Origin of the sequence: Pseudarthrobacter sp. efr-133-R2A-89, assembly GCF_030209315.1 — a bacterium.
Taxonomy (GTDB): Bacteria; Actinomycetota; Actinomycetes; order Actinomycetales; family Micrococcaceae; genus Arthrobacter.
The window spans coordinates 117,824-134,245 of the sequence record NZ_JARVSE010000011.1 but is presented as its reverse complement, the minus strand read 5'-3'; the positions used below and the strand labels follow the sequence as shown (position 1 = coordinate 134,245).

The 16,422-nt window shown below is 66.6% G+C and carries 16 protein-coding genes; 8 read left to right on the top strand and 8 right to left on the bottom strand.

The features are described from left to right. Positions 1-80 precede the first annotated feature (80 nt). From QRM95_RS18855 to nrdR, 3 genes are all read left to right on the top strand, one after another. Positions 81-611 carry a hypothetical protein gene (locus tag QRM95_RS18855; protein WP_285248971.1) on the top strand — a complete coding sequence of 177 codons (531 nt, stop codon included), beginning with the start codon at positions 81-83 and terminating at the stop codon, positions 609-611. A 4-nt stretch (positions 612-615) separates the two neighbouring features. Further along, positions 616-1,989 (top strand): histidinol dehydrogenase, encoded by a 1,374-nt coding sequence (gene hisD, locus QRM95_RS18850; RefSeq protein ID WP_285248970.1) that lies wholly within the window; start codon positions 616-618, stop codon positions 1,987-1,989. Positions 1,990-2,139: 150 nt separating this feature from the next. Then, a complete protein-coding gene (gene nrdR / locus QRM95_RS18845; protein ID WP_285248969.1) occupies positions 2,140-2,640 on the top strand; it encodes a transcriptional regulator NrdR in 501 nt (166 codons plus the stop codon). A gap of 51 nt (positions 2,641-2,691) precedes the next feature. On the opposite strand, the gene ppgK is transcribed toward nrdR, so the two are convergent. After that, complete coding sequence (ppgK, locus tag QRM95_RS18840; protein WP_018763570.1) at positions 2,692-3,495, bottom strand: polyphosphate--glucose phosphotransferase; 804 nt, start codon at positions 3,493-3,495, stop codon at positions 2,692-2,694. Positions 3,496-3,605: 110 nt separating this feature from the next. Beyond that, positions 3,606-4,484 (bottom strand): type I methionyl aminopeptidase, encoded by an 879-nt coding sequence (gene map, locus QRM95_RS18835; protein WP_285248968.1) that lies wholly within the window; start codon positions 4,482-4,484, stop codon positions 3,606-3,608. 122 nt (positions 4,485-4,606) lie between these two features. On the opposite strand from map, the gene QRM95_RS18830 reads away from it, so the two are divergent. Continuing rightward, positions 4,607-4,771, top strand: a complete 165-nt coding sequence (locus tag QRM95_RS18830) for an SPOR domain-containing protein (protein ID WP_018763572.1) — start codon at positions 4,607-4,609, stop codon at positions 4,769-4,771. A gap of 54 nt (positions 4,772-4,825) precedes the next feature. On the opposite strand, the gene panB is transcribed toward QRM95_RS18830, so the two are convergent. Continuing rightward, positions 4,826-5,722, bottom strand: coding sequence for a 3-methyl-2-oxobutanoate hydroxymethyltransferase (gene panB / locus QRM95_RS18825; RefSeq protein ID WP_285248967.1), 897 nt, complete (start codon positions 5,720-5,722; stop codon positions 4,826-4,828). A gap of 277 nt (positions 5,723-5,999) precedes the next feature. On the opposite strand from panB, the gene glnA (QRM95_RS18820) reads away from it, so the two are divergent. From glnA (QRM95_RS18820) to QRM95_RS18810, 3 genes are read left to right on the top strand one after another with little or no spacing between them, the layout of a single operon-like run. Beyond that, complete coding sequence (gene glnA / locus QRM95_RS18820) at positions 6,000-7,340, top strand: type I glutamate--ammonia ligase (protein ID WP_109864349.1); 1,341 nt, start codon at positions 6,000-6,002, stop codon at positions 7,338-7,340. A gap of 9 nt (positions 7,341-7,349) precedes the next feature. After that, positions 7,350-10,361 carry a bifunctional [glutamine synthetase] adenylyltransferase/[glutamine synthetase]-adenylyl-L-tyrosine phosphorylase gene (locus QRM95_RS18815; RefSeq protein ID WP_285248966.1) on the top strand — a complete coding sequence of 1,004 codons (3,012 nt, stop codon included), beginning with the start codon at positions 7,350-7,352 and terminating at the stop codon, positions 10,359-10,361. After that, positions 10,351-10,896, top strand: a complete 546-nt coding sequence (locus QRM95_RS18810) for a GNAT family N-acetyltransferase (RefSeq protein WP_285248965.1) — start codon at positions 10,351-10,353, stop codon at positions 10,894-10,896. The genes QRM95_RS18815 and QRM95_RS18810 overlap by 11 nt, the downstream gene beginning before the upstream one ends. Before the next feature lie 281 nt (positions 10,897-11,177). Here the strand turns inward: QRM95_RS18810 and glnA (QRM95_RS18805) are convergent, their stop codons facing one another. Then, positions 11,178-12,602, bottom strand: a complete 1,425-nt coding sequence (gene glnA, locus QRM95_RS18805) for a type I glutamate--ammonia ligase (RefSeq protein WP_285248964.1) — start codon at positions 12,600-12,602, stop codon at positions 11,178-11,180. Between the two features lie 287 nt (positions 12,603-12,889). On the opposite strand from glnA (QRM95_RS18805), the gene QRM95_RS18800 reads away from it, so the two are divergent. Next, on the top strand, positions 12,890-13,327 hold the full coding sequence (locus QRM95_RS18800; protein WP_285248963.1) for an RDD family protein: 438 nt from the start codon (positions 12,890-12,892) through the stop codon (positions 13,325-13,327). Positions 13,328-13,339: 12 nt separating this feature from the next. On the opposite strand, the gene QRM95_RS18795 is transcribed toward QRM95_RS18800, so the two are convergent. The 4 genes from QRM95_RS18795 to lipB all read right to left on the bottom strand — a co-directional run bounded on the left by QRM95_RS18795 (position 13,340) and on the right by lipB (position 16,336). Further along, positions 13,340-13,693: a DUF3817 domain-containing protein gene (locus QRM95_RS18795; RefSeq protein WP_285248962.1), complete on the bottom strand. Its 354-nt coding sequence runs from the start codon at positions 13,691-13,693 to the stop codon at positions 13,340-13,342. A gap of 115 nt (positions 13,694-13,808) precedes the next feature. Continuing rightward, on the bottom strand, positions 13,809-14,561 hold the full coding sequence (locus tag QRM95_RS18790) for a DUF4191 domain-containing protein (protein ID WP_018763580.1): 753 nt from the start codon (positions 14,559-14,561) through the stop codon (positions 13,809-13,811). A 90-nt stretch (positions 14,562-14,651) separates the two neighbouring features. Then, positions 14,652-15,671 carry a lipoyl synthase gene (lipA, locus tag QRM95_RS18785; RefSeq protein WP_285248961.1) on the bottom strand — a complete coding sequence of 340 codons (1,020 nt, stop codon included), beginning with the start codon at positions 15,669-15,671 and terminating at the stop codon, positions 14,652-14,654. Next, positions 15,668-16,336 (bottom strand): lipoyl(octanoyl) transferase LipB, encoded by a 669-nt coding sequence (lipB, locus tag QRM95_RS18780; RefSeq protein ID WP_285248960.1) that lies wholly within the window; start codon positions 16,334-16,336, stop codon positions 15,668-15,670. Before lipB ends, lipA begins: the two co-directional genes overlap by 4 nt. Between the last annotated feature and the right edge of the window lie 86 nt (positions 16,337-16,422).

The following is a 16,422-nucleotide window of genomic DNA, read 5'->3' as shown; positions in this document are numbered from 1 at the left end:
GGCCCCCGGGCCAGGCGGGAAAACACAGAGCCTTGGAACCGCTGGCGGGCTCCGCAGGAACCTTTGTTAAGGTGTCTGTCATGACGAACTTTGGCCGCCCCGCGCGGCGGCTGCCTTGGTCCCTGCTGCTGGTCCCGGCCGCGGCAGGAGTCCCGGCCGGACTCCTCTGGTGGCTGCTTGCCCCGGGCGGCCTGAACCTGATCACCCGGAACGCCTCCCTGGCATCGGGAACGGCACCGCTGGTGTGGCTGCCACGCGACCTGACGCTCGCCGGAATCATGGTCCTGGCCGGCTGCCTGCTGGCCGTGTTCCTGGCCGACGGCAAGCGTCCGGACCCCCAGGCGGCGCTGCTGGCAGGCCTGGTCGGTGCGGTGGCCGGCAGCCTGGCGGCTTGGGGAACCGGCCTCCTTGCAGCCCGGCTCTGGGGCCCGGCGGTGGACGCCTCGGCCAATGCCAGCATCGCCTTTTCACTCCGGGCGTTGCCGGTGCTGCTGCTGTGGCCGGCTGCCACGGCGGTCTCGGTTTTTGTTTTGGAGTTGGTGGGGATGGCAGGCCGGAAGCCCGCCGGCAGCGGCGGCGGACCGGCGGGCAGGAACAGCGCCGTAAAATAGTCCGGTGACCACTTCCCCGCAGCCTCCTGCCCCCGCGACAACCGCCGTCGACTTCCGCACCATCGACCTTCGCGGCCGCACCCTGACCCTCGCGGCCCTGCGCGCCGCCGTTCCGCGCGCCAAGGGCCAGACCGTGGCGGACGCCGAGGAAAAGGTCCTGGACATTATCGCCACCGTCCGGCAGCGCGGTTTCGCGGCGTTGTCGGACCTTGCGTCAAGGTTCGACGGCGTGGAGCAGCGCCATCCGCTGGTTCCCCGGGAGGCGATCGCGGCAGCCCTGGACGGTCTTGACCCGGAGGTGCGGGCAGCACTGGAGGAATCCATCAGCCGGGCACGGAAATTCGCCGACCGGCAGCGGCCCCGCAACGTTGACGTCGAACTGGGCGACGGCGCCGTCGTCAGCCAGAACTGGGTACCCGTAGCGCGCGTGGGACTGTACGTTCCGGGCGGCCTGGCAGTGTACCCGTCATCGGTGATCATGAACGTGGTGCCGGCACTGGCGGCAGGTGTGGAATCCATTGCCCTTGCTTCGCCGCCCCAGAAGGAATTCGGTGGCCTGCCGCACCCCACCATCCTCGCTGCAGCGGCGCTGTTGGGTATCACCGAGGTCTACGGCATCGGCGGCGCACAGGCCATCGCCGCGTTTGCCTATGGGGTGGACGCCGGCGACGCCGGCCCCGCACTGGAACCGGTGGACGTGGTGACCGGGCCAGGCAACATCTTCGTCGCCACCGCAAAGCGCCTGGTCAAGGGAGTGGTGGGCATCGATTCGGAGGCCGGAACCACGGAGATCGCCATCCTTGCCGACGACTCCGCCCAGCCCGCGCTGGTGGCCGCCGACCTGCTCAGCCAGGCCGAGCACGACCCCAAGGCAGCATCGGTGCTGGTCACCGATTCGGAGCCGTTGGCCATGGCGGTACGGGACGAGCTTGAGCGGCAGGCCGCCGCAACCAAGCACTCCGCCCGCGTCCGGGAGGCCTTGTCCGGGCCCCAGTCCGGCGTCGTCCTGGTTGACAACCTGGACCAGGGAATTGCCGCGTGCGATGCTTACGCTGCCGAGCACCTGGAGATCATGACGCGGGACGCCGCCGCCGTGGCAGCGCGGATCCGGAATGCCGGTGCGATCTTTGTGGGCGACTACAGCCCCGTCAGCCTGGGGGACTACTGCGCAGGCTCGAACCACGTGCTGCCTACCAGCGGGACCGCTGCGTTCTCGTCCGGGCTGAACGTCACCACGTTCCTGCGCGCCATCCAGGTGGTCAATTACAGCCGGGAGGCCCTGGCGGAGGTCAGCGGCCACATTGTGAGCCTGTCCCGTGCCGAGGACCTGCCGGCCCACGGGGACGCCGTCAGCGCGCGGTTTCCTGCACGGGACTAGCCACTACATGTAGGCCGGCGGGCACAACATGTAGTAATTACAGGCTTGTTATTACCCGGGCCTCAGCCGTAAACTGGGACCCTAACAACAGTGTCCAGCGGCACTGCCGGTTTCGTTGCCGTTCAACGCCGGAAGGGAAGGGGAAACGCCATGTACTGTCCGTTCTGCCGCAACCCCGATTCCCGCGTCGTTGACAGCCGGATGGCTGATGACGGCTCGGCTATCCGACGCCGTCGCCAGTGCCCCGAATGCGGGCGCCGGTTCACCACCGTCGAAACCACCAGCCTGTCCGTCATCAAGCGCTCCGGCGTGGGCGAGCCGTTCAGCCGCAGCAAGGTGATCAATGGCGTGCGCAAAGCATGCCAGGGCCGCCCGGTCAGCGAAGACGACCTCGCCATGCTGGCCCAGGAGGTGGAAGAACAGATCCGTTCCTCCGGCGCCGCCGAAATTGACGCGCACGAGGTCGGACTGGTCATCCTCGGACCACTCCAGAAGCTGGACGAGGTAGCGTACCTGCGGTTTGCCAGTGTGTACCAGGCGTTCGAGTCCCTGGAGGACTTCGAATCGGCTATTGCCCTGCTCCGCCACGAAGCCGTGGAAGGCGCCAAGGGCGCCCCCGGCCCGAAGAGCTCCGAGAAGAGCCCGCTCTAAGCTCCGGTGGCGGCAGCGGAGGGGAAGCCGCGGCCGCCACCGGCACCACCTTTACTTGGTGAGTTTGTGCTGCAATGCGATTTCCAGGGCCGCGCCTACGATCCCGGCCTCGTTCCGCAGGACGGCCGGAACAATAGGCGTCCTCAACTTGAGGTTGGGAAGGTACTCGTCCGCGCGCTTGGAGATTCCGCCGCCGACGATGAACAGCTCAGGGGAAAACAGGAACTCGACATGCGAGAAGTACCGCTGCAGCAGCACGCTGTATTCGTCCCATGAAAGCCCGTCCCGTTCGCGGGCCACGGCGGAGGCCTTGGATTCGGCATCGAAGCCGTCGATCTCCAAGTGCCCCAGTTCGGCGTTTGGTACCAGTTTTCCGTCGAAAATGAAGGCGGAGCCGATGCCCGTGCCCAGGGTGATGACCAGGACGGTGCCGGCGACTCCTTCGCCGGCACCGTACCGGGCTTCGGCCAGTCCGGCGGCATCGGCGTCGTTGATGACCTCGACGGGGCGGCCCAGTCGCTCGGTGAGGAGGGCGTCAATGTCCGTATCCAGCCAGCTCTTGTCCACGTTGGCGGCGGAGTGGACCACGCCGTGCTGGATGATGCCGGGGAAGGTTACGCCCACGGGGGAGCCGGCTTCCGGGGCCTCGGGGCGCGCAGAAAGCTCGGCGACTACCAGGGCCACTGCTTCGGCAACGGCCTCGGGCGTGGCGGGCTGCGGGGTGGGCACCCGGAAACGCTCACCCAGAAGCTTGCCCTTCTTCAGGTCGACAATGCCGCCCTTGATGCCCGTACCGCCGATGTCGATGCCGATCAGTGGTGCGTTCTTGTGCGACTTCTCGTCCTTCTTGGCCAATGGGATTCCGTTCTAGGCTGGGGCGGGCAGGGAAGGGGCGGCCGGGGGCAGCCCCACAACAGGGTGGGTCCTGCACCGGCATCGGATGCCGTGTGCGGGCAGGGGACAGACTACGGCAGGGTGAGGATTTCCGCACCGGTTTCGGTAACCAGCAGGGTGTGCTCGAATTGGGCGGTGCGCTTGTGGTCGCGGGTCACCACGGTCCAGTCATCGCTCCACATGTCCCACTCGACGGTGCCGAGGGTGAGCATCGGTTCGATAGTGAACACCATCCCCGTTTCGATCACGGTGTTGTAGGCGGGGGCGGCGTCGTAGTGCGGGATGATCAGTCCGGTGTGGAAAGCCTCGCCGACACCGTGGCCGGTGAAGTCCCGCACCACGCCGTAGCCGAAACGCTTGGCGTACGACTGGATGGCGCGGCCGATCACGTTGATTTCCCGGCCCGGTGCCACCGCCTTGATGGCCCGGTTGAGCGACTCCTGGGTGCGCTCCACCAGGAGCCGTGATTCCTCGTCCACGTCACCCACCAGGAACGTGTAGTTCGTGTCGCCGTGGACCCCGTTGATGAAGGCGGTGATGTCGATGTTCAGGATGTCGCCGTCCTGGACCACGGTGCTGTCCGGGATGCCGTGGCAAATGACCTCGTTCAGCGACGAGCACAGGGACTTGGGGAATCCGCGGTAGCCGAGCGTGGAGGGGTACGCGTGGTGGTCCAGCAGGAATTCGTGGCCCACCCTGTCCAGCTCATCGGTGGTGACACCGGGCTGGATATGCTTGCCGACCTCCACGATGGCCTGGGCCGCGATCCGCCCGGCGACGCGGATCTTCTCGATCGTTTCGGCGGACTTGACCTCCGAACCCATGAATTTGGCCGGGGCAGGCTTGCCGACGTACTCCGGACGGGGGATGGACGCCGGGACGGAACGCTGCGGGCCTACGGTACCCGGGGTGAGGGTTCCGGTGGGTGCAGTAGAGGCAAGGGAAGGCATAGATTGATCATATAAGGCACCGCAGAACGCCTAACAACCGACAAGCGGCGGAGGGCACACGTAAGTATTTGTGTTACGTGGATCACCCCGCTGCTTTCCTGTCGCCGGAACGAGGAGCAACGATGACTGAGTACTGGTTCAACGTCAACACCCACGAAGTGGAAGAAGACCGGCTCTCCGACTGGAGCCAGCTCATTGGGCCCTACAAGACCCGGGAAGAAGCCGAACACGCCATCGAGAAGGTCAAGGCGCGCAACGAGGCCTGGGAAAAGGGCGACGACGACTGACCGGTTGGGTGGCCAGGCCGGCCGGGTGCCGGCCCGCCTGTTCCGTCGGCGCCTTTAGAAAGAGTGTTCCGGGCCGGGGAACTGGCCGGAGCGGACGTCGTCGCCGTAGGCGGTGGCGGCGTCGAGCAACGTGGTGCGCAGGTCCGCATACTGTTTGACGAACTTGGCCATCCGGCCGCCCCGCAGGCCGGCCATGTCCTGCCAGACAAGTACCTGGCCCGTGGTCGCGTTCCCGGCGCCAATGCCGATGGTGGGAACGTCCACGGCAGCGTCCACCGCGGCCGCGGTGTCGGCCGGGACCATTTCCATGAGCACGCAGAAGGCGCCTGCGTCGGCCAGGGCGCGGGCATCATCGATCAGCCGCCGGGCGTCCTCGCCCCGGCCCTGCACCCGGTATCCGCCCAGTGCGTGTTCGCTCTGCGGCGTGAAGCCGATGTGGGCCATCACCGGGATGCCCGCCTGAACCATTGCGCGCACCGTTGGGGCGTAATAAGCGCTGCCCTCGATCTTCACCGCATGCGCCAGGCCTTCCTTCAGGAAGCGGACGCCGGTGGCGACGGCCTGTTCCGCGCTGACCTCGTAGCTGCCGAAAGGCAGGTCCGCGACCACCATGGCGCGCTTGGCGGTCCTGGCCACGGCCCGGCACAGCGGCAGCAGTTCGTCCACGGTGACCGGAAGGCTGGTTTCGTTGCCGTAGACGTTGTTCGAGGCCGAATCACCGACCAACAGCACCTCAATGCCGGCGGCGTCAAAGATCTCCGCCGTGTATTGCTCGTAGGCGGTGAGCATGGCAAACCTGGTGCCGTCCCGCTTGGCCTGCTGCAGGTGGTGGATCCGGACCTTGGCTGGTTTCCGGCCGGCGGCCGGAGCCTCGTGCTGGCCGGGTCCGCTGCCGTACGGGGCGGGTACTTCGGCGGACGCGCTGGAGTCGGAGCTGTTGCTGGTGGCCATGGGATGAGCGTAGTGCGGGACCTGCCGTGCTTTCTACCGCAGCCCGTTCCGGGCAAAGGTGATTAGCGTCATAGCGGCCGTCCCGGGACGCCGTCGATATCCCGCACGAAAGCCGCCAGGGCGCTTCCCGGACCGCTCCGGAGGTTAATGCTGTGTTACGCACGGCTCAGGCTCAAGCATCGGCGCCGAATGATTAGTACAGTGTTGATGAACTGCTGCCGGCTTTCCCCTTTGCGCGGGCCCCGGAGCATGAACGTTGACCGGAGAAGAGGCCATCATGGACCGCCAGCAAGAATTTGTCCTGCGCACGATCGAAGAGCGCGACGTACGTTTCGTGCGCCTGTGGTTCACCGACGTCGTGGGATCGCTGAAGTCCGTAGCCCTGGCGCCGGCCGAGGTCGAGGGCGCCTTTGAAGAAGGCCTTGGCTTCGACGGCTCCGCCATCGAAGGGCTGGCCCGGGTCTTCGAATCCGACATGCTGGCCCAGCCCGATCCGTCCACGTTCCAGATCCTGCCTTGGCGTGGCGAGACGGAACAGACCTCACGCATGTTCTGCGACATCCTCACCCCCGACGGCGAACCCTCCGCAGCGGACCCCCGCAACGTCCTGAAGCGCACGCTGGCCAAGGCCGCGGACATGGGCTTTACCTGCTACACCCACCCGGAAATCGAGTTCTACCTCCTGAAGTCCCAGGAACCGGGCCCGAACGGTGCACCGGTGCCGGTTGACGAGGGCGGCTACTTCGACCACGTCCCGGGTGGCGTGGCGCAGGATTTCCGCCGCACCGCGGTAACCATGCTGGAATCGGTGGGCATTTCCGTGGAGTTCAGCCACCACGAGGCCGGACCCGGACAGAACGAGATTGACCTCCGCTACGCCGACGCCCTCCAAACGGCGGACAACATCATGACCTTCCGCACCGTGATCAAGGAAGTGGCGCTGCAGCAGGGCACGTACGCCACCTTCATGCCCAAGCCGTTCACCGACCACCCGGGCTCCGGCATGCACACGCACTTCTCCTTGTTCGAAGGCGACACCAACGCGTTCTTCGAAGCCGGCGCCGAGTTCCAGCTGTCCAAGACGGCCCGGCAGTTTATTGCCGGCATCCTCAAGCACGCCCCGGAGTTCACCGCCGTCACCAACCAGTTCGTCAACTCCTACAAGCGCCTTTGGGGCGGGGGCGAGGCACCGAGCTACCTGAGCTGGGGTCACAACAACCGGTCCGCGCTGGTCCGCGTGCCGCTGTACAAGCCGGGCAAGGGCCAGTCCGCACGGATCGAATACCGTGGAATCGACTCAGCGGCCAACCCTTACCTGGCCTACGCCGTCCTGCTCGGTGCGGGCCTGAAAGGCATCGAGGAAGGCTACGACCTGCCTGCGGCCGCAGAAGACGACGTCTGGTCGCTGAGCTCGGCAGAACGGCGCGCCATGGGCCACGATCCGCTCCCGGCGAGCCTGCACGATGCCATCCGTTCCATGGAAGATTCCGAGCTGATGCCGCAGATCCTCGGCGAACAGGTCTACGAGCACTTCCTGCGCAACAAGCGAGCGGAATGGCAGGACTACCGCCTGCAGGTGACGCCCTACGAGCTGCAGCGCAACCTCGGCATCCTCTAGGTGCCCGGCGTGAGCCTGGCACGCCGCCTCATCGCGGCCGGATTCAGCGACCTGGAGAAGGGCGAACGGTTCCTGGCCGCGCGCGAACTCGAGGGGCTGGACCAGGACAGGCTCTTCGCCGGACTGCAGCTTGCGGCCAGCCCGGATACTGCACTGCAGTCCTTGGTCCGGCTGATCGAAAAGCACCCGCAGCTCCGGGACCTGGCAGCCGCCGAACCGGAGGCCAGCGAACCGCTGTACCGCGTCCTGGGGGCCTCCGAGGCGCTGGGGGAGTTCCTCATCCGGCACCCCGAACACCTGGACGCATTCTGGGTCCGCGCCAGTCCCGAACCGCTGCCCGCCGATCCTGACAGGCTGCGGGCCACACTCCTGCAGTCAGTGGGCGCAGACCCGCGCGCCGCCCGTCCCGTCGCCGCCGTGACCGGCGTCGACGCCTATGCCGCCCTGCGCACGGCGTACCGGCGCGGTCTGGTGGACCTGGCCGTCAAGGACTTCTGCGCCGCCGATCCGCTGGACTTCCTGCCGTCGGTGGGCCGTGAACTGGCGGACCTCGCCGCCGCCGCCATCGAAGCCGCCCTCGCGGTGTCCCGCGCCGAGGCGGCCGGCCAGTTCGGTGCCGCCGACGTCGCGGACGTGGGCCTGGCCGTCATCGGGATGGGCAAATGCGGAGCCCGCGAGCTTAACTACATCTCCGACGTCGACGTCATCTACGTGGTGGACGCCGGAAGCCTGGACGACGCGCACGCCAACACCATCGGCACCGCACTGGCCAGCGGCATTTCGCGGGCCATCTCGTCCGTGGCCCGGGAGCCCGGGCTGTGGGAGGTGGACGCGAACCTCCGTCCGGAAGGGAAATCCGGTCCGCTGGTGCGCACCCTTGCCTCGCACGAAACGTACTACGCCCGGTGGGCTGAAAGCTGGGAATTCCAGGCGCTGCTGAAAGCACGGGCCATGGCCGGCGACGCCGCGTTGGGCCGGCGGTACGAGGAAGCCGTGGCACCGCTGATCTGGAATTCGGCGGGGCGCGAAGGCTTCGTTGAATCCGTCCAGGCCATGCGGCGCAGGGTGACCGAACACATCCCGCCCGCGGAGGAACAGCGGCAGATCAAGCTGGGCCGTGGCGGCCTGCGTGACGTCGAATTCACCGTCCAGCTGCTTCAGCTGGTGCACGGCAAGGCTGATGAGTCATTACGACGACGGGACACCACCTCGGCGATCGCCGCATTGTCCGCCGGAGGGTACATCGGCCGGTCTGACGCTGCCGCGTTCGACAACGCCTACCGGTACCTGCGCCTGCTGGAACACCGGATCCAGCTGTTCCAGCTGCGCCGTACCCACCTCATGCCCGTGGCGGAACCGGCCCTGCGCTCCCTGGCCAAGGCAGTCCTGGGACCGTTCTCCAACGAGCGCCCCGGACCCGATGCACTGTTGTCCGCGTGGCAGCGGACCAAACGTTCGGTCCGGGAACTGCACGAACGCATTTTCTACCGGCCGCTGCTGAACACCGCAGCCAAGCTCAGCACCGAAGACGCAAAACTGACGCCGGAAGCCGCCCAGGGGCGCCTTGCCGCCCTCGGCTACCGGGACCCGCAAGGGGCGATGCGCCACATCGAGGCGCTGACGGCCGGAGTCAGCCGCCGCGCGGCGCTCCAGCGGCAGCTGCTGCCCATCCTGCTGGACTGGCTCGCTGAGGGGGTCGACCCCGACGCCGGCCTCCTCGCGTTCCGGCGCGTCAGCGAGGCGCTGGGTACCACGCACTGGTACCTGGGCATGCTCCGGGACTCCAACGCCGCCGCCGAGCGGCTGTGCCACATGCTGTCCAATTCCCGGCTGATCGCCGACCTGCTGGAGGTCTCGCCGGAGTCCGTGGCATGGCTCGGGCAAGACAAGGACCTGGTGCCGGTGGGCTTTGAAGCCCAGTGGCATGAAATCACCGCCAAAATGTCCCGGCACGCGGACCCGGAGAGCGCCATGCGCCTGATCCGCCTGATCCGGCGCCGGGAGATCTTGCGCATTGCCATCGCCGACTCGGCGGGCCTCCTTGACCAGGACCGGGTGGGCAGGGCACTGGCGGACACGGACCGTGCCGCCGTCCTGGGCGCACTCAGGGTGGCCGAGGGGATCGTTTCCGCCGGCGGCCCGCTGAAGACCACCGTCCTGGTGGTCGCCATGGGCCGCCAGGGCGGCAGGGAGATCGGTTACGGCTCCGATGCCGACGTCATGTACGTGCACCGGGCACTCCCGGGCTTCACGGAGGCCGAGGCACAGGAGCAGGCCACCCGCCTCGTGGCAAAGGTCTCCAGCCTGCTCACCCAGCCGCTGAAACCGGCCATCATGGCCGAACGCGTGCTCCAGATGGATGCCGACCTCCGGCCCGAGGGCAAGAACGGGGCCATGGTGCGCTCCCTGGACTCCTTTGCCGAGTACTACCGCAGGTGGTCCCTGGTGTGGGAGGCGCAGGCACTGCTGCGGGCACGGCCGATGGCCGGCGACGATGCCCTCGCCGCTGATTTCCTGGACCTGATCGATCCCATCCGGTATCCGGCGTCGGTATCCGACCAGGACGTGCGCGAGATCCGGCGGATCAAGGCCAGGGTGGAATCGGAGCGGCTGCCGCGCGGCGCCGACCCCGCACGGCACCTGAAGCTGGGGCGCGGCGGCCTGAGCGACGTCGAGTGGCTGGTGCAGCTGCTGCAGCTCCAGCACGCCGGGAAGCATCCGGAGCTGCGAACCACCTCTACCCTGGAAGCCCTGTCCGCAGCGGCCGGCCTGGGGCTGCTGGATGACGCCGACGCGGTGCTCCTGGCCGACGCCTGGCGGCTGGCAAGCCGGATCCGGTCCGCCAACGTTATCTGGAGCGGCAAGGCGTCGGACCTCCTGCCATCCTCCCGGCGGGACCTGGAAGCCGTAGCGCGCTGGTGCGGCTACGAGCCGGGCCGCGCCGCAGCGCTCGAGGAGGACTACCTGAGGGTGAGCCGGCGGGCCCGGGCGGTCTTTGAACGCGTCTTCTATGGGCAGTGAGGATCCGGGCTGGGTCTGGCTCATCCCGCTCCGCGACCTGGACCCGGACGCCCGCGCCATCCAGCTCGGTGCCGTTGCCGGTCTGGGACTCCAGCCAGGCCAAGAACGCTTCGTCGGCGACCCCCTGCGCATGGCACTGGCAGGGCTGGAAGAAGACTCCCGGCGCCCGTACGTGGTGGAGGCCTCCGGGTCCGCCGTCGGGGTGCTGACGCTGCAGCTGGGCGCTGCGGGGCTGGCCGGTTGGCCGGACGACGATTCAGCCTGGCTGCTCCGGGGTTTCCTCATTGACCGCAGGTATCAGGGCAAGGGGCTGGGGACGCTCGCTGCCGTGGCCGCCGTGGATGCGGCCCGGCGGCTGACCGCCCGGCACCAAGGCGGTGAGGCCGGCGTCGTGCTGTCCGTCAATGAGGCAAACCTGGCGGGCCTGTCCGCCTACCGGCGCGCCGGTTTCGTCGATGCCGGGAAGTACCTGGGTGGATCCGCGGGGCCGCAACGGACCATGTTCCACAGTTTCGGCTGCGTGGCGCGGCCGTAACTCGCCGGACCGGCATTGCGCTCAGCAAGCGTTTGCCCGATCATGTGGATTGGCGGTGTTCTTCAACCTTGTTGGGGGGAAGGCTGTACTGAGTCTTCGTCTCGGGGGGCATTCGTCAGGGGGTCCGGTTCCCGGTCTCAGCACGTCTGGAGCCGGGCCCCCACCTTTTTGCCCACCGTTCCCGCGGGCTTCCGGCCCGGGGCAACGGAAAAGGCGGCCACCGGATGATTCCGGCAGCCGCCTTTTCGTTGGGTCAGCAGGCCTGGCAGGCAGGCTGCCTGCTAGACGCCGTAGTAGAGCTCGAACTCGTACGGGTTCGGGCGCAGCGAGAGCGGACGGATCTCGTTCTCGTACTTGTACTCGATCCAGGTGTCGATCAGGTCCTGGGTGAACACGCCGCCGGCCTGCAGGAACTCGTTGTCTTCGGCCAGTGCCTCCAAGGCCTCCTCAAGGGTGCCCGGTGCCTTGGGGATGTCCTTGGCCTCCTCGGCGGGGAGCTCGTAGAGGTCCTTGTCGATCGGAGCCGGCGGTTCGATCCGGTTGCGGATGCCGTCGATGCCGGCCATAAGCTGTGCGGCGAACGCCAGGTACGGGTTGGAGGAGGGGTCCGGCGCGCGGAACTCGATGCGCTTGGCCTTCGGGTTGGAACCCGTGATCGGGATACGGATACCGGCCGAGCGGTTGCCCTGCGAGTAGACCATGTTGACCGGGGCCTCGAAGCCCTTGACCAGGCGGCGGTAGGAGTTCACCGTCGGGTTGGTGAAGGCCAGGACGGCGGAGGCGTGCTTGAGCAGGCCGCCGATGTACCAGCGGGCGGTGTCGGACAGGCCGGCGTAGCCCTTCTCGTCGTAGAACAGCGGCTCGCCACCGTTCCACAGCGACTGGTGGCAGTGCATGCCCGAGCCGTTGTCACCGAAGACCGGCTTCGGCATGAAGGTGACGGACTTGCCCCAGGCGTCGGCGGTGTTCTTGATGACGTACTTGAACTTCTGCAGGTCATCGGCCGCGTGGGTCAGGGTGGTGAACTTGTAGTTGATCTCGGCCTGGCCGGCGGAGCCGACTTCGTGGTGGCTGCGCTCGACCTCGAGGCCGGCTTCGTCCAAGGCCACGCACATGGCATCGCGCAGGTCGGCCTGCTTGTCGGTGGGGGAGACCGGGAAGTAACCGCCCTTGACCGGGGTCTTGTAGCCCAGGTTGCCGCCCTCTTCCTCGCGGCCGGTGTTCCAGTGGGCTTCCTCGGAGTCGATCTTGTAGAAGCTGCCCTGCGGGGAGGACTGGTACTGGACGTTGTCGAACACGAAGAACTCGGCTTCGGGAGCGAAAAACGCGGTGTCGGCGATGCCGGTGGAGGCCAGGTAGGCCTCTGCCTTCTCGGCCACGCCGCGGGGATCGCGGTGGTACGGGTCGCCGGTGCGCGGGTTCACGATCGAGAAGTTCAGCGCGAGGGTCTTCTCCATGCGGAAAGTGTCCAGGAACGCGGTGGTCACGTCCGGGATCAGCTGCATGTCAGATTCGGCGATGCCCTGGAAGCCGCGGATCGAGGAACCGTCGAAGAGCTGGCCGTTGACGAAGAAATCGGCGTCAACACTCTTGGCGGGGACGTTGAAGTGCTGCTGGACGCCCGGAAGATCGGTGAAGCGGATATCGACGAACTTTACATCTTCGTCCTTGATGAACTTGAGGACTTCGTCCGCAGTCTTGAACATCTATGCTCCTAACGCATATGTAAATATCTGGCATGCAAGCCATGTGGTCCAGCGCAATCCAAAGGCAGGGAGAACGCAAGGTTTTCCCTGCTGGTACACCTGCCGTGGGGATTTGCTTGAAACTTCTCACAGCCTATGGATCAGGCATTTCCCGTCCGTGTCCGCATTGTTTCGGGCAGGTTACAGAATGCCCTGCTATGGAAACGCTATCGCCCGTCCACAGTGTGGTCCAACCCCATCCACACTGTGGGCGCCCCTGCCGGCCGCAGGGCCGGTAGGCTTGGACGGTGGTAGATCGCAAAGACATTGGCTCCTGGCTCAGCGGACCGGACACCTCCGGCGTCTCCAAATATCCGGGGGAGCGGCTGGGCCTGCCGGAGTCCGGTCCCGGCTCCATCGCGCGGGCAGGGCGGAGGATCGTCGCGATCATGATCGACTGGGGCATTGCGCTGCTGATCAGCAACTTCGCCTTCGGTGGCGACTCCTGGGCGACGCTTGCGGTCTTCGCCATCGAGCAGATCCTGCTGGTGGGAACCCTCGGCTACAGCATCGGCCACCGGGTCATGGGCATTGCCGTGGTGAGGCCAGGCGGCGGCACCCCGGGACCGCTCGCGGCCCTGGTGAGGACGGTGCTGCTGTGCCTGGTCATCCCCGCCGTCATATTCGACCCCGACCAGCGCGGCCTTCATGATAAGGCCATGAATACGCTGCTTATCCGCCGGTAGCCGCTGCGCTTGTCAGGTGCGGTTGGACGTGAGGGTGCCCGGCGTACTCTCCGGCATGGGCGCACCAAGGTAGCCGCGGCGTCCGGCCCAGCGCTCGAAAAGGATGGTCGCGAACGGGAAGATCGCCGAGAAACCTGCCAGCGCCGCCACCCTGAAGGGCCACCGCTGCACGCGCCATAGCGTGAGCGCTGCCAAACCGTAGCCGATGAACAGCGCGCCATGGACCGGGCCCGCCACCTGGACGCCAAGTTCGGTGGTTCCGGCGATCCATTTGAAGTACATCCCGGCCAGCAGTGCTGCCCAGCTGCAGGCTTCGGCGATGGCGAGGATCCGGAAAGCCCGGATCACGGTGGTCCTCAGCGGCATGGTGGTGTTCCTGTCGTTGGTAGGTTGTCCGGTTCGTCGTACGGTGGACGCCGTTTCGGCGGCATGCAAAAACGCCCCGGCGGCCGGCTGTGCCGGTACCGGGGCGTTCGGCCAGCTAGCGTCCGCGGTTGGGACGGGCCTTGTACGGGTCGATGCCCTTGGGGATCGGCAGCCGGGTGCCCATGGATGCGATGCGCTTGGACACGGTGCTGACCTCCAGCTTGGTCAGTTCGTTCTTCATCTTGCCCATCTTCTTGGCCACCTGGCTCAGCGGCACCTGGCCTTCGCCGTGCCCGGTCTGGATCGTGTGGACCGGAACGTTGGGCAGGATCCGTGCGAGGCGCTTGCGCTCGGCATCCAACAGGGGCTTCACGCGGTGGGTGGGGCCTTCACTGACAAGGACGACGCCGGGACGGCCTACCGCGCGGAACACGGCATCCTGCGTGCGGGGGTTGACAGCCACAGGCTGTTCCTCGGTGATCCAGCCACGCCGCAGCGTGCCCAACGCGGCACCGGAGGCGCCGGGCTGGTTTTCGATTTGTGCGAACGCTGCGCGTTCTGCGCGGCGGGAGAGAATGAAGGTTGCTGCCAGCAGGCCCAGCGGAATACCGATGATCAGGCCGGTGATCCAGTTATCCAGCCAGAAGCCCACCAGGAAGCTCACAGCCACAACGCCCAGGAACACCAGGAGCATCAGCCACGGAACCATGGGGTCGTGGCGGCGGGTCATGGTGAAGACCTCGCCGATCTGCTTGAGCCTGCTGGGCTTCTTGGCCTTCGCTTCCTTCGGCTTGCGCGAGAACAGGCCGCGCTTCACCGCGCTTGGGCCCGCCGGGGTGGAGTTGCTGGAGTCAGGGGATTTAGCCATAGTGCCTCAATTCTACGTGACATAAACGCCAGGGCCGGACGCCGGAATCCTCCGGTGTCCGGCCCTGTGTCCAATCAGCGCGGGGTCACGTCAGGACCGTGCTCCCAGGAGGGTGCTGGCTTCTTGGCGGGTGGTGCCGGAGTCTTGGATGCCGTCGGCGATGTGGGTGAGTTCGGCGGGGATGTCGCGGCCTTTTTTGCGCATGGCGGTGGCCCAGAGGCGGCCGGCGCGGTAGGAGGAGCGGACCAGGGGGCCGGACATGACGCCGAGGAAGCCGATTTCCTGGGCTTCGTGCTGGAGGTCGACGAATTCCTGGGGTTTGGCCCAGCGGTCCACGGGGAGGTGGCGTTCGGAGGGGCGGAGGTATTGGGTGATGGTGATCAGGTCGCAGCCGGCGTCGTGGAGGTCGCGGAGGGCTTCGGAGATTTCTTCGCGGGTTTCGCCCATGCCCAGGATGAGGTTGGATTTGGTGACCATGCCCAGGTTACGGCCTTGGGTGATGACGTCCAGGGAGCGGTCGTAGCGGAACGCGGGCCGGATGCGTTTGAAGATCCGGGGCACGGTTTCGACGTTGTGGGCGAAGACTTCGGGGGCGGAGTCGCAGATCGCTTTGATGTGGTCGGGGTTGCCGGAGAAGTCGGGGATGAGCAGTTCGACGCCGGTGCCGGGGTTCAGTTCGTGGATCTTGCGGACGGTTTCGGCGTAGAGCCAGACGCCTTCGTCTTCGAGGTCGTCGCGGGCGACGCCGGTGACGGTGGCGTAGCGCAGTTGCATGGACTGGACGGAGCGGGCCACTTTGGTGGGTTCGAACATGTCCACGGGGGAGGGTTTGCCGGTGTCGATCTGGCAGAAGTCGCAGCGGCGGGTGCATTCGGACCCGCCGATCAGGAAGGTCGCTTCCTTGTCTTCCCAGCATTCGAAGATGTTGGGGCAGCCGGCTTCTTCGCAGACGGTGTGGAGGCCTTCTTTTTTGACCAGGTTCTTCAGCCCGACGAACTCCGGGCCCATCTGGACCTTGGCCTTGATCCATTCCGGCTTCCGCTCCACCGGAACGGCAGCATTGCGCTGCTCGATCCGCAGCATCTTCCGGCCTTCAGGTGCCAATGTCACAGTAGAGCTCCTTCAGGGCTCGAAACCAATGCTTCTTCGTGCTTGTGGAATTCCTCCACGAACCGGTCCACGATGTGGGCCGGACGGATGTCCTGTCCTGTTTCCAAGGACATGGTGGTCACGCCTGCGTCGGTGATGCCGCAGGCAATAATCTGGCCGTAGGGGGCGAGGTCGTTGCTGCAGTTGATGGCGATGCCGTGCATGGTGACGCCGTTCAAGACCCGGATGCCGATGGCGGCGATCTTGCGGTCGGGACCGTTGGCGTCCGCCTTGATCCAGACGCCTGCGCGCCCCTTGATGCGTTCCGCCGTGATGCCGTAGTCCGCCATGACCGTGATCATGATGTCTTCGAGGCGTTCCACGTAGTCGCGGATGCCGGCGCGGTTCTTCAGCTTCAGGATGGGGTAGGCCACCAGTTGCCCGGGGCCGTGCCAGGTGAGTTTGCCGCCGCGGTCCACCGCGACGACCGGCGTGCCGTCAAACGGCCGTTCGTGGTCCTCGGTGAGCTTGCCGGCCGTATAAACGGCTGCGTGCTCCAGGAGCAGGACTGTGCTGGGGGCAACTCCGGCGACAACCTTGTCATGGAGCTCGCGCTGGGCTTCCCAGCCTTCCATGTAGTCAACGAAGTCGGGGGCAAGACCCAGCCGTGAAAACTCAAGAGTCATGGGATCCAGCTTAGACCCCGAAGCCGTCCCGGCCCGGTTTAGTGTCCAAGCTCACCGGCGGCACCCAATGTGACTGCAGCGGCCAA